Source organism: Rhodopirellula sp. J20-39, assembly GCF_057365095.1.
The window spans coordinates 5,156,794-5,174,807 of the sequence record NZ_CP195123.1; the positions used below are offsets into that span (position 1 = coordinate 5,156,794).

Consider the following 18,014-nt stretch of genomic DNA (forward strand, 5'->3'; position numbering starts at 1 on the left):
CAAGATGCCAGATCCCCAACACCAGATGTCAGCGATGCCGCTGTTGCCTGGTTGTTGGACTGGCATCCGATCACCGTCATATGACATTAATTCCTGAAAGCAACTCTCATGCAAGTCAAACTCCCTGAACTCGGCGATGGCATCGAATCTGGCGATGTCCTTGAAATTTTTGTCGCGGTTGGCGACGTCATCACCAAAGGCCAGGACATCGTTGAAATGGAAACGGACAAGGCCACCGTGCCTGTCCCTACCGATGTCGGTGGCAAGGTGACCAAGATCTCGATCAACGAAGGTGACACGGTTGCCATCGGTGGCGTCTTGATCGAAGTCGAAGCGGAAGCGGGCGCCGAATCCGACGCACCTGCTCCTGAAGCCCCAGCACCTGCGGCTGAACCGCCGGCCGCCAAAGCACCTGAACCGGCTCCAACGCCCGAACCCGCGGCTCCAGAACCTGCTGCCGCGGCACCAACACCACCGCCTGCTCCGGCCGCCGCACCGCCAGCCCCTCCGGCTCCCGTTGCCGAAGCAGCAGCCCCAGCTTCCGGCGACCCAATTCCCGCTGGTCCAGCCATCCGTCGTTTCGCTCGCGAAACCGGCGTTAACCTGTCAACGGTGCCCGGCAGCGGCCCAGGCGGACGAATCACTCGCGACGACGTATTGGCAGTCGTCCGCACCGCCAGCCAAGCGAAAGCGGCTGCTCCAGCAAAAGCTGCTTCCGCTCGCCCTGCCGCTGCCGCCAACCCAGACTTGCCCGGTACCGCCGACCAAGACGAATACGGTCCAATCCGCGTTGAGCGAATGAGCAAGATCCGTAAAACGATCTCAGCTCAAATGCATCGGTCGTGGTCCAACGTCCCTCGCGTGACCAACTTCGACGATGCCGACATTTCCGACCTGGAACGACTTCGCCAAAGTAGCAAAGAAGACTACGCCGCCCAAGGCTTGAAGCTGACCACGATGCCGTTCTTGATCAAAGCGGTCGCGACGGCTCTGCGTCATCACCCGTCGATGAACGCTGTCATCGATTCGGAAAACGAACAGGTGATCTACAAGGATTACGTCAACATCGGAATCGCAGTCGACACCGACCGCGGCCTGGTTGTTCCAGTCTTGCCAGATGCGGACCGCATGGGCATTCCCGATATCGCACGAGCACTAGCGGAAACCGCTGGCAAGGTTCGCGGCGGCCAATTCGGCATGAACGACCTCAAGGGCGGCACCTTCACGATCAGTAACTTGGGCGCAATCGGTGGCCAATACAGCACACCAATCGTGAACATCCCCGAAGTCGCAATCCTGTTGGTCGGACGATCTCGCAAGCTGCCTGTCGTCATGCCCGACGATTCGATCCAGCCACGATTGATGATGCCACTGAGCTTGTCATACGATCACCGACTCGTCGACGGCGGAACCGCAGCCCGATTCCTCAACGACGTCATCGGCTTCCTGCAAGCTCCCAGCCGTTTGCTGTTGGCCCTTTAATTTCAACAATGGCACCGCTGGCCTCACACCCAACCGCTAAGTCCATTTGCGGTTGGGCACAAACCAATCGGTGTCCAACGTGGTAACCAATCATCACCTGCCGCCCGGCATCCAAAACATGCTGGCGGTACGGTGCAAGCAGTTGGGTACCACCGAAATGAAACCCCGCCAAAACACGAACCCTTGGCTGGCCATCCGATTACCAGCCACCATTCGCTCACGACGCACTTCACCGAAGCGATGTCGCCCCCGCCGATCTTGCCAAAGGCAGTCTAGCGACACTCAATTGCTAGACGCCGCTTGAGCCCCACCTTGTAGGACGTTAGCCAATACCATGGACGGTCATCCGCGAACCCTGGTCGGCATCTGCACCTACAACGAAGCTGGCAATATTCGTGAAATGCTCAAGCGGGTCGCGAGCGCTCTACCGGATGCAGACATCCTTGTCGTTGACGATGATTCTCCCGATGGCACCGCAAAGCTGGTTAATGAATTCGCCGCCCAGCATTCTGCCGGCGGCACCGTCCACTGTTTTGTTCGAAACGAACGAGGCCTCGGTGGTGCGATCCGCGCGGCAATGCAGACCGCGATCAACGAGCGTTACCATTTGTTCTGCAACCTAGACGCTGATTTGTCCCATGACCCAGCGGATCTGCCCCGCTTAGTCGACGCAGTGATTGACGCCAACGTCGATGTCGCCGTCGGATCACGTTATGTTCCCGGCGGTCAAATTCTGGGCTGGCCTACTCGCCGCAAGTGGATGAGCCGATTCATCAACCTGCTCGCCAAGCGAAAAGCCAACCTGCCCGTCAACGATGCCAGTGGCTCCTTCCGATGCTACCGCGTTGCCTGCTTAGAACGGCTAGATTGGCAAGCCGATTGGTCCAACGGCTATTCGTTCATCCAGCAAATTCTCTATCGACTCAAAACGCTCGGAGCCACGTTTGCCGAAGTACCGATCACGTTCACTGAACGAGTCCAGGGCAGCAGCAAACTGAACCTACGCGAAGCGATTCGCTCCGGCTGGTCGGTCCTTCACCTCAACTAGCCCACCGCCCAATTCTGACGCAAAAGCCGTTCGGCCCCATCGCAAATCCAAGCCGAGCCACACCCAAAACAACCTCCCATTCCCACACTTGTTCATTCCCATCGGGTCGACGAAACGCGATCGGGCAGCGATAACATCACATCGCCACTGCTTGATACATCGCGGAATCCTCCCGCCCCAATCGCACTAACCCCAAGAAACTTTGATGGAAGCCGGAATCGTTGGCTTGCCGAACGTCGGTAAAAGCACATTGTTTAACGCGCTAACCAGCAGCGTTGCCGCCCAAAGTGCCAACTACCCATTCTGCACGATCGAACCGAACGAGGGCATCGTCAGCGTGCCTGACCCTCGATTGCAACAAATTACCAAGTACATCGTTCCCAAGAAAATCATCCCGGCGGCGTTGAAGCTGGTCGATATTGCCGGAATCGTGAAGGGAGCCGCTGAAGGCGAAGGGCTTGGCAACAAGTTTTTGTCGCACATTCGCCAAGTCGACGCAATCATGCAGGTCGTGCGTTGCTTCGAAGATCCCGACGTCACCCACGTTGCTGGGAATGTCGACCCCATCGCGGACATCGACACGATCGAAACGGAACTCCTGCTCGCGGACATGCAAACGCTCGAAAACGCGTTACCCAAAGCACAACGCTCCGCCCGTGGCGGTGATAAAGAAGCGATCGTGCGAGTAGCCGCGATTGAAAAGTGCAATGCCCAACTTGAAGCTGAACAACCGCTGCGTACGCTCGTCCTTCCCGAAGCGGAAGCGTTGGCGATTTCAAGCTACGGACTGATGACGGCGAAGCCCATCTTGTACGTCGCCAACGTGGACGAAAACGACCTCGAAGGCAAGCACGAATTGGTCGACCGCGTTCGCGAACACGCCGCCAAAACCGGTGCTGGTGTGGCCTGTGTTTGTGCAAAACTCGAAGCCGAAATTGCGGAACTCGACGAAGAGGACCGGGCTGAAATGCTGTCCGACGTCGGACTGGAAGAACCGTCGCTGAACATCATCGCCCGTGAAACCTACAAGACTCTCGGTCTGCAAAGTTTCTTCACCGCTGGTGAAACGGAAGTCCGCGCATGGCCCGTTCGCGTCGGTTCAACCGCCCCGCAGGCAGCCGGAGTCATCCACAGCGATTTTGAGCGTGGGTTCATCCGAGCGGAAATCTACCAGGTTGACGACCTCGAACAGTACAAGTCAGAAAAGGAAATCCGAGCCGCCGGAAAACTGCGAGTCGAAGGCAAAGCATACATCATGCAAGACGGCGACATCTGCCACTTCCTCTTCAACGTTTAAACCAAAACTCCCCCCAGGGAACCGAACACGATCGTAGCGGACGAGGCAACAAGTCCCACATGACCGTAGTGGACGAGGCGACGAGTCCCACATGATCGTAGCGGACGAGGCGACGAGTCCCACATGATCGTAGCGGACGAGGCGACGAGTCCCACATGATCGTAGCGGACGAAGCAACGAGTCCCACCAATAGAATCAGCCCAAGCCAATCGGACTCAACACCTCGCCCACTACCGTAAGTTCTTCAACGACCACCTCGACACGACGTGAAACAATTGCCTGAATTGTTCCTCAAACACAACCACCAACCACTCGTCATCACCGCCACTAGCCTTGTCGATTGCTCCACTGTGTTCCCTTCGCGTTTTGCTTGAACCGCCGAGAGTCCATAACCGGAACAACGCCAAAATCCTTCCACTGATGCTTGCATGAACAAAATGATGATTCCTATCTTGTTTGCCATCCTCACGGCCATTTTCTGGGGATGCTACGGTCCGACGATTGGAAACGCACAAACGCCACGTTTGGATGGCAAACCACTCTTGCCACCCGAAGGCTGGACTCCGTTTAAGCCTTATGTCTTCATTGGCATCGCCTACCTCGTGATCGCGATTGCCGGTGGGCTCGTCATGATGAAAGTGAAAGGCGACAGCTTTTCGTTTACCGGCGATCACTTCCCGACCATGAAGTGGGGATTCCTAGCTGGCACGCTCGGTGCGTTGGGCGCGTTATGCTTGACCACCGCCATGATGACCAGCCGCGGCAACGCCCTCCTTGTCATGCCGATCGTCTTTGGTGGTGCCGTCTCGGTGACCGCCCTCGTTTCCGTTTTACGGCTGCACGGTGGAACTCCGATTTCGCCCATGCTTTGGGTGGGCATGGCGCTGACCGTCATCGGCGTCGTTCTGACGGCCCGAAGTACACCTCACGGCCACGCCGCACCCAAGAAGCCAGTCGAGGTCGCCGCATCCACTACCCTTGATTCGGCCCCAGCGGTAACCCCGCCGTCCCAGGATTCATAGCCAATGAACGTGCCAGATCCCATCGAGCGAGTTCGCGAAATCGATTCTCAGCTCACCCACGTTTGGATGGTACGCACGTTCTTGAAGCATTGCGATGAAGCCGAAGACGACGAAGACCTGCGTGAAGTCGTGCGAGACTTATACGACTTCATCCTCGCCGTCGGCCCTGTTGATGCAGTGGAAGACACAGCCGTCTACTTGAAAATGGCCAAAAAGAAACTGCGTCGCTTGCGTGGCGCGGTTGCTCTGTATGAGGAAATTCAGCCGGAGGTGAGTGGACACACCAACTTCGTCATGGCCGCTCGCTCGCTGCGTCTCGCCGTTAACGCTATCGAAGCCCTCGTCGTCTAAGACCCGTTCGATCGTGAGTTAAAGCAGCCCAGCAGAAAGGGCTCCGAAGGCACTTAAGCAGCAGCCACGTGTGGCGAACGGCACTATTGGTTCTCCGCTGCCAACTGTGACAACGCAGCCACGGCGTCGTCGACACGCGACAACGGGACGAAGAGGTGATCATGGTAAAAGGCGGCGACAATGTTCGCGCTGATACCACGTTCTGAAAGCGCGCTGGCAACGGCTGCCGTCAAACCAACCGCCTGCAGGTCCGAATGCACACTCAACGAGATCAAGGCGTATTCACCTTCATAGCCTTCCCCCGCCGCATCGGCACGCTCCTTGGGGACTATCAATGTCAGCCCTTCCTTTTCGGCGAACGTCGCAATCGGATCAAGCTCCGCCCCAACACCGTAAGCTGCGGATGGACGCGACAGAAACACATACACTTGCGGCGACACTACCGGTGACAGGTTTGCCAGCAAGTTCCGAAGGTCAGAAATACCACTCATCAAAGATCTCCGTCAGTTATCAGTCCGTGTTCGACGCACTGCTCTTACGACAGCAAACGCGTCTCGCCGATGTGGAATCCTACCCACGGCCATTCGAAACTTGCAACGCGGGCTCTGTTGACAAAGCCACTCCGGCGACCAACACGCCAGCCCTCACACTCAACGGCAACGCCTGACAGGCCTCCTGAACAAGAAGGGCCAATGAACGATAATGCTGATAGTTGAACGGCGGCCATGCAAAATGCCACCTCCGTTGGTAACTGACCGCCGCTCATTCGAAAGCTCTTGGATGACTACCGCCGCGACCTTTCGAAAAAACATATTAGTGCTTCATCCAGATTCAAGTCGGGAGTAGTGGGCGAGGCGACGAGCCCGTCTGGTTGATGAGCGGATCGGATTCGTCGCCTCATCCACTACGACCAACCCAAATGAAAAGCTGTCGAAGCACTAGGCGTCACTACTCTGACCGGCGATTCAAGCAAGCAGCCATTCCAACCAAGTCGCGGAAAAGAAAGTCAGTGAACGTTCCCTCCTCAGTCACCGTGTCCGGTTCGCGTCCTTCGGAATAGAGAAAGACCGGTGGATTGTCACACACCGCAGGAAGTGAGAAGTAAGCCGCGATGTAACCCTGATGGCCCATGAAAACAATGTAGTTTTCCGGGAGCTGCCAATCGACACTGTTTTCGGCGAGCAACTCGGGAAGATTCTCGGTGTTCGACAGAACGTTCTTGAGGAACCAATCGCAACCGACAAAGATGCCGTTGTGATCACGCCCCATCCATCGCAGATATTGGCGATACGCAACAGGAAGCGAAGAACCAAGGGCACGTTCAAGATCGGAAATATCCGATTCAAGACAACCTACCGGCTCCCCGATCAGCGGGAGAACATGCTGCTCGTAGTACTTCCGAACTTCAGCGAGATAGTCAGTTTCCATTCGGTTCGCCAGCGATACTAAACAGGGAATCGACTCGAAGCCGCTTCTCTTCCAGGCCAACGGACGTCGAGACACACCACAGTTTAACAAATACAAAACAAGTTGCCTTAATGACGATGTACGTCAAACGGTGCGCCGAAACACGTCAACCCTTCGACTGAAACGTCGATCCCGTTAAGGGCCCAATGAACACTTCGCAGTCCGCCGCCCCAATGATGACCGACACCGCGGACCGTTAGTGGAAATGGGCAAAGTAGTACGCACGGTTCGTATTGGAATCAAATACCGCGTAGACGCCACGATCCTCAGACGACCACGAGTAGTGCAGGCCGCTTGTCACGGTGACTGAATCTGGGCCATGTAGATCCGCTGACAATAAGTGATATCGCGTGATAGAGATCGGCTCGGCGATCGTTTGGATTTTCGTGTTGGATGAATTGGATTCAATGGAGCCGATGCCGTCAGCCACCCACTCACGAAACGACATCTCGTCGATTGTAAATTCATAGGCGATTATGCCACGATAACCCTGACAAAAAGAAACGTCGGTCGCATTAACAGGAAGGCCAAACGGAGCCTCAGCCGCAGACACGTTCTCGGCATAGCGCGGCGGCGTGGAACGAATCAACAACGACGTTGATGCGATGAAGAAACCCATCACCGTTATCACAGCAAGCACTTCACGCATAGAAAAGCGCCAACCCGCACCACTTCCGTTGCGGGGTAAATCACGTCGCCATCGCCAATTCAACCACCCGCCGAATAAGCAAAACGCGGCCATTGCTAACATCGGCAAAAGGAGACCAAACCAAGGCAAATCGCCGTCGGCCGTCGCGATTTCAACCGTCGCAGCAACAAAACTAAAAGCGGCGAACCCTCCGATAACGAAGAGCAGAATCGCGGACTGCGATGCCGCCGACCGTAACAACCGGAACGTGCCGCGGTACTGCTGAATGGCTAAAGCGGCAGGCCACGGAAGCATGATGATGCCGCCAATGAGCGAGCAGGGGTCCCACATCACCGCCATGGCTGCAATAGCAACCGACGCCAAGAACAGCGAGAAGGCGATCACCAATACCGATGTAACGATAAGAACGGATGTCGGCTTTGGCTTTTCATTCATGAAGGACGACCAACCACCGGCATCTGACGAAAGCTTTATTTGTCGCCGCTGCGATCAAGGCGAGCGACATCTGAACTACAAGAAATTGCAGCAAGCCCAACGCCTTCACCCATGAGCAGAATACCTCGCGTGAAAAAATCGTGTTAGCCGACGCTTGCATCGTCACCAGCCCTTAATAGCACGGTGGATCGCAATCCATGCTGTACCTACAACTCCAATCAACCCACCGAAACAAGGTGGCTGAGCCGCAAACATGTACGACTCTGCTCCCATGTCGCCAGTGAACGACATACCAAGCCAGATTCCGAACAACGGAAAGGCGACCATCCCGAAAAGATACCGCCGAGGTGGCATCAGTGCGAAGAGCGGCCAAAGGACGTAAAGAAGTGCGAAGCCAAGAAACGCAGCAGGGCGTGCGTCGCGGCCCATCAGTGCGACACCGCGGTGAAGCAAAAACATAGCAACGAATGCAATCATGAGGGACGCGGCGGCAATGCCAACAGCGTTCGCGTGACGCTCAGCATCAGGGTCTTGGTTCGGTGGGGAGCACGGATGTTCGCCAGACAATGGAGGGACCTACGTCGCCTAACGGAAGGCACTTACTACAACGTTCTCCTTCGAAAAGAACGATTTTGATTTCCAGAAGATTCTACCAAGGCAAACTCTCGTCGCCAAACGGAGAAGGCAATCGAGGGTTGTCGGCAGATGGCTCCCTATTGAAGCGGTTGATCCTGACCACCAACTGACTCTCCAACTACAACAGCCGCAACCTTCCATAAAAAACATGTTGTTCGCTCCGGCCACAATGGAGAAAGCCGGCGATCGGCCATAAACGCCCAAACTGCCGCGTTGTGTCGGGTCGACCACTCGTGACCGAGCCCACGAACGACGATCAATCCTGCATCATGCCCAGCGGTCCGATAGTAGTCGAAATCAGATTGCATTGAACCAGACGCCAAATCGTCATCGCCAACGATCAACAGAATTGGAAACGGACGTCGAGCGACGTTGAGAGCACGAGGCCTCGGGCCGGAGCATGCGACAACCGCAGCAACTTCAGCCGACCGAACATTGGCTAGGAGTTGGGCGAAAGACGCGCCGTTGGACATTCCAGTTAGGTAGATGCGTTCACGGTCAATCGCATATTGCGCAGTAATATGCTCGAGCATGGCATCGAAAAACCGAACGTCACGGTTTTCGTCCAGGTTTTTAGGGTCGACGTCAATCGCGGCCCACATCGCGTTGAGCCCTGTTGGATAGACCAAGAGGCAGCCATGATCGGACGCGAAGCGATCCAGTTGCGAGTATGTTGCCATCGAATCGGGAGAATCGCCAATTCCGTGAAACGCAAAAACGACAGACGCGATCCCAGGAAGTTCTAGCGGCAACGCGATACGGTAAGAACGTTCAACGTCGTCGACGACGATGACATGCGTTGTAACGCTGACAGTCGGCGGGGCGGGTGACAGCACGAAAAACGCAAATATTGCGAGAACAGCGACGGAGGCCAAAGCAGCGATGAGACGTCGACGTTTCAAGCGATCACAACTCGACTAGCAGCGGAGAACACAGAGTTTTACGACACCGCCCTGAACGAATCACACGACGACTAAACTACAAGGAACTGCATCAATGTCAGCCCGCGTCGCCAAACATGGAAGGTGTGCCATGGTCCTAACACAAAAACAATGTTGTTCACCAGTCCTGCTATCGTTTTCGCGACTGACACTTAGCCGGGTCGGACCCACAATGGAATACTCCGACAACTTCCGTTGCAAGTCTAAAGTGTTCGACTACAACGAAAAAAGGATACCGGTCAATACGAGCAGCACGCCAGGGTGGGTCAACCATTCCGTAGGACTCGTGGCGTAGTTCGATGGAGCCAAAGCGGGCATCGACCGTAGCTCGGACGCGGTTTCCAAGTTCGGGAGAAATGTTGTCGTACTAGTTCGAGGCGGCTTCCAAGTCGTCGGCTACCAGCGGATGGAAGCGTAGCGGTTCAGCCATTGACTCGCCGCCAAAGCTCATCACGGTCGATAGCGATCGAAGGATCAGCTTTCAGTTCCTCGCTGCGGCGTCGCGATTCGTCTCGCTGCCATGGTTGAAGCACCACCGGTTCATCGGACGTACTGATGTCGTCCCATAACGCTTCGACGATGCGGAGTTTCTCGGATACCGGCAGGTTCCTGAGGTCGGATAGGTCGATACTCATGGGGATTTGCTTAGGGCGTAGAAAGGGAGTTTTTTACGTCGCCGTTCTCCACTGAAGAGTACGACATTGAACTACGAAAAGAATCTACCAACGCGAACGCACGCTGCCAAACAGCGAAAGCAATCACGGGTTTGCAGCAGAGGGAGTGTGACCGAATCAATTGACGTTCGCGAACCGAAAGATTTTCCAACGACGACAGGCACGACCTCGCGTAAAAACCATGTTAAGCGCCCGGCAACTACTGGACACCAGGCAGGAGAACAAGCAAGTGTGCAAACGCTATCCCGCCGCCGACACAGAGAACCATGAATCGTCGAGCGGGCGAGAGAGTGGAGCGAAGAATGCCGACGAGCAGTAAAATCGGGCAGATAACGAAACCGAGCAGCCCAATCAGAAGGAGGACTTCAAGAATCGGCTCCCATCGATCAGACCACACCCACGTTTCGGAGTCGTGAGCCAATGCAACCGCGGTTAGCACGACGGCGGTCAGGTGTCCGTAAAGTGTGAAGCGGATGAAACGCAAACCGCGTTCAGACACCTTCGAGACGGCGGTGTCGTCGGGTATTGAGGCTGGACTGCGGTAAGGGTCGGATTTCAATCGAGCGTAGGCCGCATAACGGAAGGTTTTTACGACACCGCCCTAAACGAAGCGAACGATGCCTGAACTACGAGAGATTGTACCAAGGCCATGGCCCGTTGCCAAAGAGCCAAGGTGTGCCCGAAGAGCCAAGGTGTGCCCGAAGAGCCTTTGCGTAAAAACTATGTTGGCCGCCACTCGCGCTGGAGTAAGGCCTCAAGTGTTATGCCCAAATCCTCGATATCATGGGCGGGATGGTCCGGCTGATCCCATTGCACTAACAATGGAATACCAGAGGCGTCACCGGTCAATTCCGCGAGTATTGGTTCACCGTCCTCGCCACAAGCGAGATGCATCATTGTGCGGCCATTGAAGATGAACGTTTCCGTGAAGGGAGGAAGTGGGGAGAAGCTTTGAATCCAGAAATCGGGGGCGAAACACCCGGGCGTCGAAAGCAGCAGAGACGTATTGGAATACAACGCACGGAGGGAATCCGGCAGTTGTAGGCCCGTCGCCGATTCAAACGACGCAAAGTCAGCACGAGTGAGCCTGTCGCGGTATTCAGCTCCAATTTGCGCGGCGATTCGCTGGAGGTCGTCGTTGTCGGGTGAATTCATTTTCGACCGTGGCGGCCAACGGAAGGTTTTTAAGACACCGACGCAACCGAAGCGAAGGTGGTTTGGAGCCGATTTGATTGTATAATGAAAACGAGGCTAGCACTACGGCGAAGGTGTGCCCGAAGGGCCTCAGCGTAAAAACCATGTTGCCGGTCGCGAGCCACGAGAGAAAAGGTTGAATTTCGATGTCAAGCATCCCCGTAGAATTGCCAGAACATTTAGTAACATATGTCTCCCAGGGAGCCGAACAAGCCGGCTATTCCAGCGCCGGCGAATACATCGCGGCGCTGGTTGCAGCGGCCAGCGAGAAGCAGGGTGAAATCGAACAATCGCTGATGGCGGGAATCGCAAGTGGCCCAGCGGAACCTTGGACGGACGACCAATGGCAAGCAATTAAGAGCCGCGTGGTGTCAAAGGCATCTGGTAAGTGAGTAGCTTGAAACCAATCTTTCGACGTCCTAAAGCCGCAGAAGATGTCGAGCAACACGCGATGTACATTGCCGACGGAAGTATCGACGCAGCGCTGCGATTTCTGGAGCGGACCGAGCAGACAATCAAGGGCTTGGCATTGTTTCCAGCGAGCGGCGCACCGTTCCCCTCTCGCGTTCCTGAGCTTGAGGGACTGCGGACGAAATTGGTGAAGGATTTCCCCAGCCACGTTGTGTTTTATATTGAGCGAGAGGAAACGATTGAGGTGATCCGAGTGCTACGCGGCGGTCAGGAAATGAGCATCGAAGTAGAGAAAAACTAGCGACCGACAACGGAAGGTTTTTACGACACCGCCCTGAACGAAGCGAGTGATGCCTGAACTACGAGAAGATTGTACCAGTGCCAGGCCGCGTGACCAACCAAGGAAGGTGTGCCGAAGGCCTAGCGTAAAAACCATGTTGTCCGGCGGAACTGCCAGCAGACGTTCCATCAGAAAAAGCCATCCTGTTTGACGTCGTGCGGGGGTTCTGGCTCTGAAGGGATGTAGAGTCGAATCTGCGATTTCGCGAACGTCGGTTCGGGGCCGTCTGGGTGTTGTACGGTCACAAGTTCGGGATTGTCGGGCGAAGCAATCACCGCGATCACAGTGTAAACGTCACCGTCAGGTTCGGAGCGAAGAATAACCGATTCGCCGATTGAGTATGGACGAGCGCAATCTGCGCACGCGTCGGGAATGATCGAATGAACCGGAAGGTGCGGATGATGGTCTGCGTACCATTGGGCGATGTCACGCGAGTCAGGAGTAGCGTCCATGCCGGCACCACAGTAGGGGCAGATGACAGCAACCAAGATACGCCTCGTCCGGACAACATGTGTATAGGCGACAGCCTGTCGTGATAAACGCAGGGGCGCCCGGGGGAAAAGAATAGGTTCTGGGCTATTTCGTGGGGTGGGGCAAGGTTTGCCTTAAGCCAACATAAATAGCAATAGAAACCGGGCCTGGCGTGGAGACTGGGAGCGGCGGGGTAGTATGGGGTGATTACTGGGGCCGTTTCCTGAGTCCGGCTCTACTTGCCGTTTAGCCGCTTAGACTTAGGCACTTTGAACGTATTCCGCCCCGCCGCCGACCTGGCGTTCGGGGGCTATCTATTGTTTGGGGGCTCGCCTGGCTGGCGACGAAGCGCCAACCAGGAACTCGTGCTTGGATTGAACTCGCGTTTGGATTACAGAGCGGCAGCCCGCTCTTTGAAATAGCGATCTTGATGGCCTAACTGGCCATCGAGATTGATGCGAGAGCGACTACGCCTCCGCCAAACCTGCTAGCGTTTGATCGATCCTTGCCAACGTTCGTTCCTTGCCTAGGACGCTCAGCGTTTCAAACATCCCGAAACCGCCAGCGGCGCCTGTCGTGGCGACTCGCAAGGCGTGGATGATGTCGCCGATTCCGATCGATTCGTTTTCACAAAACTGCTTCACTTCAGCTTCAACCGCTTCGGCCTGGAAGTCATCCGCTTCGGCAAGATGAGTTCGCAACTTGCCAAGAAGCTCAACGGCTCGCTCGGGCTTCACCAATCGTTTTTGATAGGCCTTCTGGTTAACTTCGTAATCGTCGACGAAGCAATAATCGAAATCGATGATATCACCGGCCATCTTCAGCCGATCCCCAGCGGCGGTCACGACATCCAACAAACGTTGTTCGGATTCAGCATCGCCGGACACTACCCAGCCAGCGGCGGCCGCGAACGGCTTGACTCGTTCAGCACGCTCGGTGTCGCTGAGTGCCGCGAACGCATCGCCTTGGAACGAGGACAACTTAGCCGGATCGAACGAGGCGGGCGCCTTATTGACTCGTTCAAGCTTGAACAGTTCGATCATTTCCGCTCGCGTGAACTTTTCACGCTCACCATCGAGTGACCATCCCAGTAGCATCAGGTAATTCAGCAGCGCGTCGGGCAAGAACCCGATCTCACGATAGAAGTCGACCAACACAGGATTGAATGTATCCGCGTCGGTTTCCATTTGGCAGCGATCTGCAATCGCTTGGCCGCGAGCCATCAGATTGGCAAAGTCGCGATTCTTGAGGTACTTGTCCAGCTTGCGCTTACTGAGCTTGGCTGAACCGCCGGGTTCAGCGACGTAAGGCAAGTGAGCGTAGGTTGGCAGCGGGTAACCGAGCGATTGCGCAATGAAGATTTGCCGCGGTGTGTTGGGTAGGTGCTCCGCCGCCCGAACGACGTGAGTGATTTCGAACGCATGGTCATCGACCACACTGGCAAGGTGATACAGCGGGCTGCCATCAGCGCGAGCAACGACGTGATCCGGTTCGCCGGCCCATTCGACAATCACTTCGCCGCGGATCAAATCGTTCATCACGCATTGACCTTCACGTGGCATCTTCAAACGCACGACGCCTTCCCGGCCTTCGGCTTCGAAGCGGGCAATGTCGGCTTCGGACTCCGCCATCCAGCGACGATCGTAAACGAAGTTGCCACCGCTTTCGCGGGCCGCATCACGGAGCGTTTGCAGCTCGTCGGGCTTGGCGAAATCCTTGTACGCGTGGCCCGACTCTAGTAATTGAGCGATTGCCTCCCGGTACAACTCGCCTCTTTCAGATTGAAAATAGGGAGCGTGCGGCCCGCCAACTTGAGGCCCTTCGTCCCAGTCCATACCCAACCAACGAAAGCCCTCCAGAATCGGCTCCAACGCCGCCTCGACATTTCGCCCGGCGTCGGTGTCATCAATACGAAGCACGAATTGGCCGCCGGACTGTTTGGCCAACAACCAGTTAAACAATGCGGTGCGGACTCCGCCGATATGCAGGTAACCGGTCGGGCTGGGCGCGAAACGAGTTCGAATCATGGTCAATATTGCTGAGGAAATTCGTAATCTGACGAAATCAGGCCAAGCAATACGACATCGCGAGGCCATCGAGAGGGATTCCGCTAAGAATGAACGCGTAAGCCGGAATCGGCTAGCCCACAGTCATGCGACCGGTCATTTTTGACGTTGTTACGAGCCCGGCCCCACGCGTAGACTAGCGATTGATGCCGCTTGGTCACCAAGGAAATCGCCCTGTTTTAGGCTGCCGATTCGACCGAGACGGACAATCCATACTCGCAAAGGCACACGGATGTACCGACTGCTGCTCTGTTTTCGATATCTTCGCACCCGGTATATCGCGCTCGCGTCGATCATCAGCGTGACGCTCGGCGTGGCGACGTTGATTGTCGTCAACAGCGTCATGGCTGGCTTTTCGGCTGAAATGCACGAACGCCTGCACGGTCTGGCGTCAGATATTTTGATCGAGTGTCACGCCAGCGGCGGCATGCCAGACCCAGAAGGGCACCTGGAGGAAATCGAACGCATCGTTGGCGACGACTTGGTCGGTTCATCGGTCAGCGTCCACGTCCCTAGCATGCTGGGAATTGACTTCAATGGCCAGTTGATCACCCGCCACGTCAATTTGGTCGGGATCGACGCGAAGACCTACGACACGGTCAGCCACTTTGGGCGTTACCTGATTCACCCAGACAACCAAAAACAAGTTTCATTCGACCTTCGCGAGGATGGCTTCAGCGACGAACGCGAAAACTTCCCCGCATCGGGCTGGCAATACCGCAAAGCTCGCCTGGCTTACGAAAAGGCACTCTCCGAAGAACGCGCCCGCATCGAAGAAATGGACCGAGCTGTTAGCCGGCTTGAAAACGAATCGCTGCAACGCTCCACGGGTGAACTTCTGGCTAACGAAGATTCGTCCACCGAACCCCCATCCGATGATGCGGCCGCCAACAGCTTCGACACAGCAGCCGACGGACCATCAACGGGCCGCATGATTCCAGCAGAAATGCTTGGCGGCGTGGGCACCAACGACGACGGTGAGATCGAAATGTTCGATCCCTCCAAAGAACAATACCCCGGGATTATTCTGGGCATTTCAACTTGTAGCAACAAGCTTCGAGACGATTCCGGCACCGTTCGCGATCACTACTATTGCCGTCCCGGCGACGACGTGCGGATGATGTTCCCCAACGCGTCGGAAAACCCGAAGGTCGTTAACCAAAAGTTCACTGTGGTGGATTTGTACGAGTCGGGAATGAGCGAATATGACAGCACGTTTGCGTTTGTCCGCTTAGATCACCTGCAAGACTTCCGCGGCATGATCGATCCGATCTCCGGCGGCAAGAGCATCACAACGATCCAACTGAAACTGGCCGAGGGCGCCAACCTCAACGCCGTTCGCGACGCACTACGACAGCGGTTCCCACCAGACACCTACGCGTACAGCATCCAAACCTGGCGTGATATGCAGGGCCCACTACTTGCGGCCGTCCGCTTGGAAACAACGATCCTGAACATCCTTTTGTTCCTGATCATCGCGGTTGCTGGCTTTGGCATCCTGGCAACGTTTTTCATGATCGTCGTCGAAAAGACTCGTGACATCGGAACGCTAAAAGCACTCGGTGCGAGCGGCACCGGCGTGATGAGCATTTTCTTAAGCTACGGATTGTTGTTAGGCATCGTCGGCAGCGGCGTTGGCCTGATTGGTGGCGTCCTGTTTGTGCACCGAATCAACGATGTGGCTGGCTTGATCGAAAGAATCACCGGCCAAGAAGTCTTCGACCCCACGGTCTACTACTTCACTGAAATCCCAACGATTATCAACCCGTTCACCCTTTGCTGGGTGATGGCCGGCGCGGTCGCGATCGCGGCCGGTGCCAGCGTGTTACCCGCCATGCGTGCGGCCCGAATGCACCCGGTAACGGCACTGCGTTTTGAATAGTGCATCTCCCCCACGATCGATTCACATGACTTCATCCAGCGACACGCCCATCTTAGAAGCTCGCGACATTCGCAAGAGCTACTACAAAAACCAAATCGAACTGCCCGTTTTGCGGGGAGTCGACGTTGCGTTTCACCGTGGCGAACTTTCGGCACTGGTCGGCCGCAGCGGCAGTGGCAAAAGCACGCTGATGCACTTGCTGGCGACGCTCGACCAACCCGATTCGGGTGAAGTTTGGTTCAACGGCAATCGCATCGACCATCTGTCTCGGCGGGTTCGCGATTCCTATCGCAACCAAGACATCGGCATCATTTTCCAGTTCTATCACTTGCTGCCGGAACTGACCGCACTGGAAAACGTACTGGCACCGGCGATGATCAGCCGCAGCGTGCTGGGCTATCTTCGTGAACGTCGCTCGTTAACCAAACGCGCCGAAGCGATGCTGGATCGTGTTGGCTTGCTCGAACGAAGAGGGCACAAGCCATCGGAAATGTCCGGCGGCGAAATGCAGCGGGTCGCGATCGCCCGATCGTTGATGTCCGAACCTCAGCTATTGCTTGCCGACGAACCGACCGGCAACCTAGACACCGAAACCGGTGAGTCGATCCTGGAATTGCTGCAACAGCTCAACGTCGACGATGGACTGACGATTGTCATGATCACCCACGACGATGCAATCGCCACTCGCGCCGATCGCTGCTACCGAATGCAAGATGGCTTGCTTGTCGATCGCTTGTCAGAACGCCCGAGCAAAGCGACTAAGAATGCCGACAACAAAGCTCGGCTGATCGCGTAGTTCTAAGCGGCTATTGATTTAGGATCCCCGGAACCGAAGGATTCAAGCCCAGATGCTTCGTAACTTGGCGGAACGGCGCAAGCCGCCCGGCGTCATTCCGCACAGGACGAATCGCTAAATGCGATCTCAACCGCTCGGTCAAACCGCTCTCGCAGTAACGTCATTTGATCGGCACTAAGACTCTGGCCGACCAAACTGGCAACATGCAGCCCGACAATCAGAACCGCTCCTGCCGGGATCACGAGCAAACACGAGGGCTGATAGCCGAGGCTCCACTGCACGTAGCCGACGATCGCCGCCAGTAGCATTAACACAGCAACAACGAAATAGAACGCCATGAACATGGTCCAGATTTCTGGACGTGGCGAAAACCTGGCGAAAAGCTGAGAACCGCTGTCCGTTGAACTGAGCTGGACTGAAAGATGCGGTGACCAGAACCGCCGCTCGCGACGCTCGATCTTGAAGTCGAAAACCGTACCGGCGGATTCCGCCAACCCTAACATCTCATCACTTGCAATCGCAGCCTTCATGCGTTCAATAGCAGCGTCTTTCGAGAATTCGACATCAACGGTGAATGCAGGTTGAAGTTGAAAGAACTTCATAGCGATCGACTCGGCTGCCAAAGCAACTTGAAAAGGGTGGATACGGACGACGGAAAGGACCGGCGCCGCGGCAAAGTATAGGACAACCGACGCGATAATGTTGTGTCGGACCGCGTGTCCGGACCACCGCTACCCGCGCCCCCACTCACAAGAACCTCCTTGCGCATCAACAGATGACGAGCAACAAGCTGAAAAGATTGCCCTGTCCCTGGCACGAGTTATGCAGCCAGCTAGATGCGTGAATTCGCTA

The 18,014-nt window shown here is 55.9% G+C and carries 20 protein-coding genes; 9 read left to right on the top strand and 11 right to left on the bottom strand.

What is annotated here, in order from left to right:
- Positions 1 to 108: 108 nt before the first annotated feature.
- The 5 genes from ACR3ZL_RS18600 (at position 109) to ACR3ZL_RS18620 (ending at position 5,200) form a co-directional block, all read left to right on the top strand.
- On the top strand, positions 109 to 1,482 hold the full coding sequence (locus tag ACR3ZL_RS18600) for a 2-oxo acid dehydrogenase subunit E2 (protein ID WP_473651606.1): 1,374 nt from the start codon (positions 109 to 111) through the stop codon (positions 1,480 to 1,482).
- A gap of 334 nt (positions 1,483 to 1,816) precedes the next feature.
- Positions 1,817 to 2,530, top strand: coding sequence for a polyprenol monophosphomannose synthase (locus ACR3ZL_RS18605; protein WP_473651605.1), 714 nt, complete (start codon positions 1,817 to 1,819; stop codon positions 2,528 to 2,530).
- A 205-nt stretch (positions 2,531 to 2,735) separates the two neighbouring features.
- The gene (gene ychF / locus ACR3ZL_RS18610; protein ID WP_473651604.1) at positions 2,736 to 3,827 is read left to right on the top strand and encodes a redox-regulated ATPase YchF; all 1,092 of its coding nucleotides are present in this window, start codon (positions 2,736 to 2,738) and stop codon (positions 3,825 to 3,827) included.
- 428 nt (positions 3,828 to 4,255) lie between these two features.
- A complete protein-coding gene (locus tag ACR3ZL_RS18615; RefSeq protein WP_473651603.1) occupies positions 4,256 to 4,849 on the top strand; it encodes a hypothetical protein in 594 nt (197 codons plus the stop codon).
- A 3-nt stretch (positions 4,850 to 4,852) separates the two neighbouring features.
- Positions 4,853 to 5,200, top strand: coding sequence for an amidohydrolase (locus tag ACR3ZL_RS18620; protein ID WP_473651602.1), 348 nt, complete (start codon positions 4,853 to 4,855; stop codon positions 5,198 to 5,200).
- Between the two features lie 83 nt (positions 5,201 to 5,283).
- Here ACR3ZL_RS18620 and ACR3ZL_RS18625 read toward each other — a convergent pair whose 3' ends face one another.
- From ACR3ZL_RS18625 to ACR3ZL_RS18660, 8 genes are all read right to left on the bottom strand, one after another.
- On the bottom strand, positions 5,284 to 5,691 hold the full coding sequence (locus ACR3ZL_RS18625) for an ACT domain-containing protein (RefSeq protein ID WP_473651601.1): 408 nt from the start codon (positions 5,689 to 5,691) through the stop codon (positions 5,284 to 5,286).
- A gap of 457 nt (positions 5,692 to 6,148) precedes the next feature.
- Positions 6,149 to 6,628, bottom strand: coding sequence for an SMI1/KNR4 family protein (locus ACR3ZL_RS18630; RefSeq protein ID WP_473651600.1), 480 nt, complete (start codon positions 6,626 to 6,628; stop codon positions 6,149 to 6,151).
- A gap of 235 nt (positions 6,629 to 6,863) precedes the next feature.
- Positions 6,864 to 7,751 (bottom strand): hypothetical protein, encoded by an 888-nt coding sequence (locus ACR3ZL_RS18635; protein WP_473651599.1) that lies wholly within the window; start codon positions 7,749 to 7,751, stop codon positions 6,864 to 6,866.
- 162 nt (positions 7,752 to 7,913) lie between these two features.
- Positions 7,914 to 8,210 (bottom strand): hypothetical protein, encoded by a 297-nt coding sequence (locus ACR3ZL_RS18640; RefSeq protein WP_473651598.1) that lies wholly within the window; start codon positions 8,208 to 8,210, stop codon positions 7,914 to 7,916.
- Positions 8,211 to 8,464: 254 nt separating this feature from the next.
- Entirely contained in the window at positions 8,465 to 9,289 is an 825-nt protein-coding gene (locus ACR3ZL_RS18645) for a CE1 family esterase (protein ID WP_486172868.1), read from the bottom strand.
- Between the two features lie 461 nt (positions 9,290 to 9,750).
- Positions 9,751 to 9,963, bottom strand: a complete 213-nt coding sequence (locus ACR3ZL_RS18650) for an addiction module protein (RefSeq protein ID WP_473651596.1) — start codon at positions 9,961 to 9,963, stop codon at positions 9,751 to 9,753.
- Between the two features lie 238 nt (positions 9,964 to 10,201).
- Positions 10,202 to 10,561 (bottom strand): hypothetical protein, encoded by a 360-nt coding sequence (locus ACR3ZL_RS18655; protein ID WP_473651595.1) that lies wholly within the window; start codon positions 10,559 to 10,561, stop codon positions 10,202 to 10,204.
- Positions 10,562 to 10,722: 161 nt separating this feature from the next.
- On the bottom strand, positions 10,723 to 11,157 hold the full coding sequence (locus ACR3ZL_RS18660; protein ID WP_473651594.1) for an SMI1/KNR4 family protein: 435 nt from the start codon (positions 11,155 to 11,157) through the stop codon (positions 10,723 to 10,725).
- A gap of 185 nt (positions 11,158 to 11,342) precedes the next feature.
- Here ACR3ZL_RS18660 and ACR3ZL_RS18665 point away from each other — a divergent pair, with 185 nt between their 5' ends.
- Positions 11,343 to 11,588 carry a ribbon-helix-helix domain-containing protein gene (locus ACR3ZL_RS18665; RefSeq protein ID WP_473651593.1) on the top strand — a complete coding sequence of 82 codons (246 nt, stop codon included), beginning with the start codon at positions 11,343 to 11,345 and terminating at the stop codon, positions 11,586 to 11,588.
- On the top strand, positions 11,585 to 11,908 hold the full coding sequence (locus tag ACR3ZL_RS18670; protein ID WP_473651592.1) for a type II toxin-antitoxin system RelE/ParE family toxin: 324 nt from the start codon (positions 11,585 to 11,587) through the stop codon (positions 11,906 to 11,908). Before ACR3ZL_RS18665 ends, ACR3ZL_RS18670 begins: the two co-directional genes overlap by 4 nt.
- A 167-nt stretch (positions 11,909 to 12,075) precedes the next feature.
- On the opposite strand, the gene ACR3ZL_RS18675 is transcribed toward ACR3ZL_RS18670, so the two are convergent.
- Positions 12,076 to 12,399 carry a hypothetical protein gene (locus ACR3ZL_RS18675; RefSeq protein ID WP_473651591.1) on the bottom strand — a complete coding sequence of 108 codons (324 nt, stop codon included), beginning with the start codon at positions 12,397 to 12,399 and terminating at the stop codon, positions 12,076 to 12,078.
- Positions 12,400 to 12,885: 486 nt separating this feature from the next.
- Complete coding sequence (gene gltX, locus ACR3ZL_RS18680) at positions 12,886 to 14,445, bottom strand: glutamate--tRNA ligase (protein ID WP_473651590.1); 1,560 nt, start codon at positions 14,443 to 14,445, stop codon at positions 12,886 to 12,888.
- Between the two features lie 271 nt (positions 14,446 to 14,716).
- Here gltX and ACR3ZL_RS18685 point away from each other — a divergent pair, with 271 nt between their 5' ends.
- Both ACR3ZL_RS18685 and ACR3ZL_RS18690 read left to right on the top strand, forming a co-directional pair.
- Positions 14,717 to 16,366 carry an ABC transporter permease gene (locus ACR3ZL_RS18685; RefSeq protein WP_473651589.1) on the top strand — a complete coding sequence of 550 codons (1,650 nt, stop codon included), beginning with the start codon at positions 14,717 to 14,719 and terminating at the stop codon, positions 16,364 to 16,366.
- A gap of 25 nt (positions 16,367 to 16,391) precedes the next feature.
- Entirely contained in the window at positions 16,392 to 17,162 is a 771-nt protein-coding gene (locus ACR3ZL_RS18690; protein WP_473651588.1) for an ABC transporter ATP-binding protein, read from the top strand.
- A 92-nt stretch (positions 17,163 to 17,254) separates the two neighbouring features.
- Here ACR3ZL_RS18690 and ACR3ZL_RS18695 read toward each other — a convergent pair whose 3' ends face one another.
- Entirely contained in the window at positions 17,255 to 17,764 is a 510-nt protein-coding gene (locus ACR3ZL_RS18695) for a hypothetical protein (protein ID WP_473651587.1), read from the bottom strand.
- Positions 17,765 to 18,014 lie beyond the last annotated feature (250 nt).